The organism is Cyanobacteriota bacterium (assembly GCA_025054735.1).
In the GTDB taxonomy this organism is placed as follows: Bacteria; Cyanobacteriota; Cyanobacteriia; order SKYG9; family SKYG9; genus SKYG9.
Map to the genome: position 1 here is coordinate 1 of JANWZG010000220.1, position 6529 is coordinate 6529.

Consider the following 6529-nt stretch of genomic DNA (forward strand, 5'->3'; position numbering starts at 1 on the left):
GGAAAAGTCCTTTGATGTAGGTTACAACGCTGCTACCGATGAGTTTGTTGACATGTTCGAGGCTGGCATCGTTGACCCTGCTAAGGTAACTCGCTCTGCTCTGCAAAATGCTGCATCGATCGCTGGTATGGTGCTAACCACTGAGTGTATTGTTGTAGACAAGCCTGAGCCTAAGGAAGCAGCTCCCGCAAGTAGCGGCGCTGGCATGGGCGGCGACTTCGACTACTAATTTGACTCCCAGCCAACGTAGTGTGAACCAGTCGTTGGCCCTTAGGTCTAGGTAGTCTTGTGTAACCAAGGGGCGTGGGATCATTGATATCCTGCGCCCTTTTTAGTACTTAGGGTTCGTAGTTATGCTCCTGATTACCGACATCCTAGCTAGTTTCCGCATTGCTTACATTGTTGGTAGTACTGTTGGCACTGTGGTGATGGCTAGAGTTCATCCTCAACCTGTAATCGCAAAGCGCAAAATATACCAAAGGGCTTTCATGCCATCTTTCCAGTTGATTTTTTTGCCCTCAGCATAGGTACGTCCATAGTACGAAATTCCTAACTCATAGATGCGCCACCGTTTGGGCTTGGTCACTTTCATGGTGAATTCCACCTCAAAGCCAAAATCATTACAGATGAGTTTGAGGCCATCCATCACTTCACGGCGAAACATTTTGTAGCACACCTCAATATCACTCAAGGTGGTGTCACATAGTAAATCGATCAATCCCGTAATCACCTTATTACCTAATAGGTGGTGGAAGTATAAAACTCGATGGGGATTACCATAAAATCGAGAACCGTACACAACATCGGCCTGCCCTTCAGCAATTAGCCGCCACATGTCGTGCCAATCCCTCGGGTCATATTCCAAATCAGCATCTTGAATAACCAAGACATCACCAGATGCTGCCTGTAATCCCGTCCGTAATGCTCCTCCTTTTCCCAAATTCTTCTGATGAAAAATCACCTTTACCGTAGCAGTAGGAGGTTTTGGCTGACCGTTCAATTCATGGCGATCAACAACTATCAAAGAGCCATCATCATCAATAGCAACCGTCTTTGGGTAATTGCCAACCACATCAAACATAGTTGACAACCAGTCGCGAGTACCATCCCTAGAGCCATCATCAACAATTACAATCTCTTTGTTAACATCTGGCAAAACTGGAATTATCTTGGTGAGGATTACAGGTAGGGTTTCGCGTTCATTGTAGACTGGAATAACGATCGATAGATTGAGCATAAAAATTTTGAATTAAGGAAAACATTAAAGACCAAATTGATGGATTAATTTAGGTCTATTTCAGATTTGTGCTGTCGATCGGGCAGTAGCTGTATGCACCAAATAGCGATTAAAATTACAACTATAACTACAATCAGCAACGATGGTGAAATGTGAGATGGTGTAAATGGCGTATAGGCAGATAAATTACTTCGCAACCAGGTATACAAGGGAATATTAATCCCCTTGATTAAGGCCATGCTCCAAAGGAACAATACCCCACCCGATGTGCCACTAGCCCTAATCTCACTGTTTACAGCCAAAAGTTGCAAGAGAACAGAAAAAATACTAACTGGTAGAACAATCTTCCTCAGCGAAAGTTTCGTAAAGGCAATACCTACAAACACCATGAAACTGGGAATTGTAGGCAAGAGGAAGCGAGGGCCATAATTGTAGCCTTGGGTAGGAGAAGCTGTGTAGCTAATGGTCATGAGTAGATAGACAACTATGATTGACGCAGCCAAGATAAGAAATTGATTTTCCCTAGAGGTTGCTTTCTGGCGCTGCACGATGGCAACTACCATTCCATAAATCCCCAGCAGCAGTAGGGGAGATGTAGTAAACAACCCCAAGTTCACGCCAAACGTGTTATCCCAAAGCCAGTCTAATCTGGGAATGACAAACCACCACTGCTTACCTGGCCCTGTATCTGCCTGTTGAAGATACCCTATGGTAAGAGGATTCCCAAAACATTGATAGTTATAAAACAACAACAGTAAAAACGGTGGAATCCCTCCGATGAGAAATTGCAGCAGCCGATCGATTTGCTTTGTGGCACTGCTCATCCAGAGAAAACCCAGCACAAACGGGTAAATTAAGATACCGATGATATCAGACAGCACCCCCCAGCCATAGGCTAAACCAGCCAGTACAACATACAATGGCGATAGTCCCTTGCGGCTAGATAGTAGCCAGAGCATGACAACGATAGACAACATGAGGGTAGTTTGGTTACCAACTACGTCCGTTGCTAGGGGAAAGTAAAAGGTGCCGAATAAACTCAAGAGTCCAGTTGCTGTGGCAATGCTGATGGAGTTGGTGAATCGGTAGACAATAGCTCCTGTTAAGGCACAACCGATACCAACCAGTGCTCCTAATCCCAATCCATAAGTCAACCATCGCACTACGATCGGCTTCAACTCCGCAGAGAGTGCATAGGTTGTGAATAAACGATTCACGACCACCCTAAAAGGCAGGTATAACAATGCTCCCAAGAAGCTAGTACCCGGCTGAGAGTTAATGTACCAGTGCCCATTAGCTGCTTGAAATAGGTCTGTAGCTGGAGCAAATTGATCGACATCAAACGCCCCATATTCCACAATGCTGAAGGTAAGCATTTCATGTTTACCGACAACAGGTACCGCATACAGTGCAAACAGGATTAAACCGGTAAGAGCGATGGTATAGCTAGGGAAATGCTTCATGGCATGATCCCACAATGATAAAAACTCGTACTATCAAGTTGTTTCGGACAAGCGGATGTAAAACACTAGGTTAGAGACTAGTCCCCAAAGCCGATAGTGAAGCTCGGTAACGTGGGCATGGCTGGGAATCATAGCTAGTACTTCCTTGCGGGTGAGAAGGTTCAGGTTTTCTTCCTTGGCGTAGAAGTCTTTTCCTAACCACCGGAGAATTTGACGAAACCAAGCTGGTGGCAACCAATGCACTAACGGCAAAATGGTGTGGAACTCGATAGGGTACCAACGGTTAGGGGTTGTAATGCAAACTGTATGACCCACTCGACTCAGTTCGCGCACGAACATGCGTTGTTGCTCTCGACTGCCTACATGCTCAATCACGGCTGAACTGAATACCAGGTCAAAGCTTTTGTCAGGAAACGGTAGGCTGAGAGCATTGGCCTGCACATAGGTAAGCCCAGGAAATTCTGTTTCCAAGAAACTTGCATCCTCCAAACCTACGGCAGTAATTTGATGGGGATATGGATACAGTCGTTCAAAGAAATTGCAGTCTTCTCGACGATCGGAAGTCACACCCACATCCAACACTTTAGTTTCTGAAGTTGGAGCAGCTACCTGCATCAACGCCTTAAACATAGCCTTGCGCACCTTCCAAGATAGCTTGCTAACCAGACCGCCCACATCTTCCTGAACGTAGGGACTTTTGGTACCTATTGACTCATTCATGACTCATCTTGCTCGTAAGACTCCAGCTTTTTCATTGACATTGCGGAAATAAACAGTGACGAAAATATTGTGCTAAATCCTAAGATCACTAACGTTGCTCCCAAAGAAGCCCATTCGGGATGGGGTAGCGGTTGCAAATTATCACTGAACCAACGAATAACTAATGTCACCAGAATAAGACTACCCGAAGCAACCATTCCAGCCCCTATGATTAGACCAGTTTCTAAGGTAAACCGCTTGTAAAACCGTTTCAGAATGAGGTTATCTCGATCAAAGCGGCGGCTCCAGGAGTAGGTTTTTGCGTGTAGCCCTAGGCTCAAAATTTCAAAACCAACCACACTAAAAATGGTGGCAAATATACCAGTTACGGCCCCGAACGATCGACCTTCGTACTGCAATAGCCCTGTAATCACCAATAGGTGAATCACCAGCCCTAAAATCAGCAACGTGAAGCCCGGCAGCAAAAACACTTTGTTGGGGCAATACAGCAACATCATCCGCAGGCTACGCCAACCATCTCGTAAGGTACGCAGCTTAGATTCACCTTTGCGAGGATGCAACCGAATAGGAATCTCTGCAACTTTTAACCCAGCTAAACCAGCATTGATAGCTAGTTCTAGGTTAAATTCCATCCCAGGGCTAACCGGATGGATAGCATCATAGGCATGACGGCTAAATCCTCGGAAGCCACAATAAACGTCGGTGTAACGAGTGCCAAACAGTAGGTTTAATAGGGCAGTCAGGGCTGGATTACCAAAGAAACGATGGAGCAAGGGCATGTTTTTCTCCTCGAACCCTTCAATATGTCGGCTACCAGTCACAAAGTCGTAGCCCTGTTGTAGCTTGCCTAAAAACTCAGGAATCAGGGTGAAATCGTAGGTGTCATCAGCATCACCCATGATCAAATAATGTCCTCTAGCTGCAGAAAACCCTTTGATGTAGGCGTTACCATAGCCCCGTAAGGGTTGGTGCACTACACGAGCACCCATGCGCTCGGCAATTTCCACTGATCGATCAGTGGATCCATTATCTGAAACTACAATTTCTCCCTGAATGCCAGCGGTTTGGAATGTACGCTGGATTTTCTCTATGCAAGTGCCGATCGCTGCTTCTTCGTTTAAGCATGGCATCACCACTGACACCAATGGACGATCGTCACCGTCTAATGAAGACTTGCTCGGTAAGTTCTCTAAATCAACAACCATAACTACCCAATGTCTTACGCCAATGCACTTAATCTTCCATACTTGGATTTCAAGCCTTGTTGCCCTGTTGCTAGCCCTGATAGATAGCACCTGAATGGCATCATCATTAACATCACCATTAAGTTAAGTAGTGACGATCTTGAACTGCTTAAGTTCACTAGAGTGCTTAAGTTCACTAGAGCAAACCCGTACAAGTTAATCAGAGAATCTATAGCCAGCAGGTAAGGTCACCAAAATAATGCGAGTGTGCTCATGGGCAGAAGTATATACCTGTTTAAAACTTTCCTGAGCAGCAAGTTTACTGAATACTGGTTGAGGGATGCAATCTCCAGTGCAGATGTTGTCGAAAAACACCCAGATGATAGAGATAGGTTGACTCGTGTAGGCTGTTTGCCAGTAAGAGGGAGTCATATACATGGGCACAAACCAGTTAGCGTTGTTATACACAAAACAAGCAGAGTGCATAAAAACCTGAGCCTGGGGCTGAAGCTGGCGCAATTGCTGAATGCGTGCCAAGGTTTCTTTATGCTCTATAATCACGTCGTTGCTGAAGTAGCGGATTTCTCCTAGGGTTGAGAATAGAGGAAACCCCAAAAAATCCCGTCCTCGATTCATGAGCAGTGCACCTACAGGTCGATAAACCAAGTTATAGGCCAGGAAGATGACAAGCAAGCCAGAGTAACACAGCTTGAGGAACGATCGGTGGCGTCGCAAATCTGCAAGAGTGTGGCTGGCGATCGTGTATAGGACTACGATCGTAGGTAAAATTGCTGGGATGTAGTAACGATAGTCACTCAAGAAATTATAGGAACCAAGCAATGTACAGGCTCCTAGGAACAGTGCTAACATGATGGGTAATATCGCTAACGCTACAAGTAGGCAACGAGTAGCGCTGATGTCTTGGTGGCGAAATCTATTAGCTGTTGCTTGCAGTAGAGCTAGCGGCAACAGAGCAACTGTCACCCAAAACACGATACCAACCAATGGTCTAAAGAAGCCCAGCTTGTCTGCATAGGGTTGAAGATTTGTAATGCCGAAGATTGCTGATATGGTCGGCGCAGAGGTTAGTAGCCTAGGAGCATAGCGAGCAAAGTTCCCAACAATATTTGTCTCAATATAAGGTGGTAACCCACCCACCGCCTGACTTGCCAGCCGATTGTAAAGGGCTATGGCGGCTAGAAACGGTAGGCAAGACAAGATGAAAATGCCAAACAACTGAAGAACTCGGCGAATTTGAAATCGCTCTCGCTGGAGTAACCAGACAAAAATAGTAGGAATTAAGAATAGGGCGGCATAGCGAATGATATAGGTGCATCCAACAAGCAGACCGATCGCCACAATATTCCTGGTTGGAAAGTGATGATCCCTGGTTGGAAGGTGATGCCAATATCTGTTGGATCGCGGCTGAAATAGGAGCAATACAATAAAGGGGATAACAGCCCAGAGAAACAAATCAGTACCAGACCAGATAGGCGTATAGAACAGGGGAAAAATAACGGCTAGGAGCCAATGAATTGGTAGATTCAGAACCCCTACACGCAGAGGACTGGTTAGAAGTTGGCTCAATAATGTTGCCCAACCCCACCAACCCGCCAAGGTTGCGCTACCATACAGTGCTTTTAATGCCAACACCAGCGGAATTTTGAGGCTGAGGAGTGCAGCCATGAGTAGCGATAGGCCAGGAGGCCACCACGTTAAATAGTTAGCAGTGGGCGGTTGGCTAATGTCGGGGTGAAAGGTGCCAAATACCCGGCTAGTTAACCCCAAGCCCTGCACTAGGCGATGGGCTGCCTCTAGTTGAATGGCTTGATCATAGCAACCGATCGTAAAGGCGATGGAGCAACGAGCAGCTACCACCAACAGGGCTGCTCCCATCATCAACCACCATACAGTGGTATTTCGCT

6 protein-coding genes are annotated in these 6529 nt (G+C 46.0%); 1 reads left to right on the forward strand and 5 read right to left on the reverse strand.

The genetic code is table 11. The features are described from left to right. On the forward strand, window positions 1–229 hold a 229-nt coding region (gene groEL, locus NZ772_11440; protein MCS6814158.1), incomplete at its 5' end, for a chaperonin GroEL. 216 nt (window positions 230–445) lie between these two features. On the opposite strand, the gene NZ772_11445 is transcribed toward groEL, so the two are convergent. The 5 genes from NZ772_11445 to NZ772_11465 form a co-directional block, all read right to left on the reverse strand. After that, window positions 446–1237: a glycosyltransferase family 2 protein gene (locus NZ772_11445; GenBank protein MCS6814159.1), complete on the reverse strand. Its 792-nt coding sequence runs from the start codon at window positions 1235–1237 to the stop codon at window positions 446–448. Window positions 1238–1281: 44 nt separating this feature from the next. Beyond that, entirely contained in the window at window positions 1282–2700 is a 1419-nt protein-coding gene (locus NZ772_11450; GenBank protein MCS6814160.1) for a hypothetical protein, read from the reverse strand. 33 nt (window positions 2701–2733) lie between these two features. Then, window positions 2734–3420: a methyltransferase domain-containing protein gene (locus NZ772_11455; protein ID MCS6814161.1), complete on the reverse strand. Its 687-nt coding sequence runs from the start codon at window positions 3418–3420 to the stop codon at window positions 2734–2736. Then, window positions 3417–4625, reverse strand: coding sequence for a glycosyltransferase family 2 protein (locus tag NZ772_11460; protein ID MCS6814162.1), 1209 nt, complete (start codon window positions 4623–4625; stop codon window positions 3417–3419). Before NZ772_11460 ends, NZ772_11455 begins: the two co-directional genes overlap by 4 nt. 195 nt (window positions 4626–4820) lie before the next feature. Beyond that, window positions 4821–6529: hypothetical protein (locus NZ772_11465; protein MCS6814163.1), on the reverse strand; the 1709-nt coding region annotated here is incomplete at its 5' end.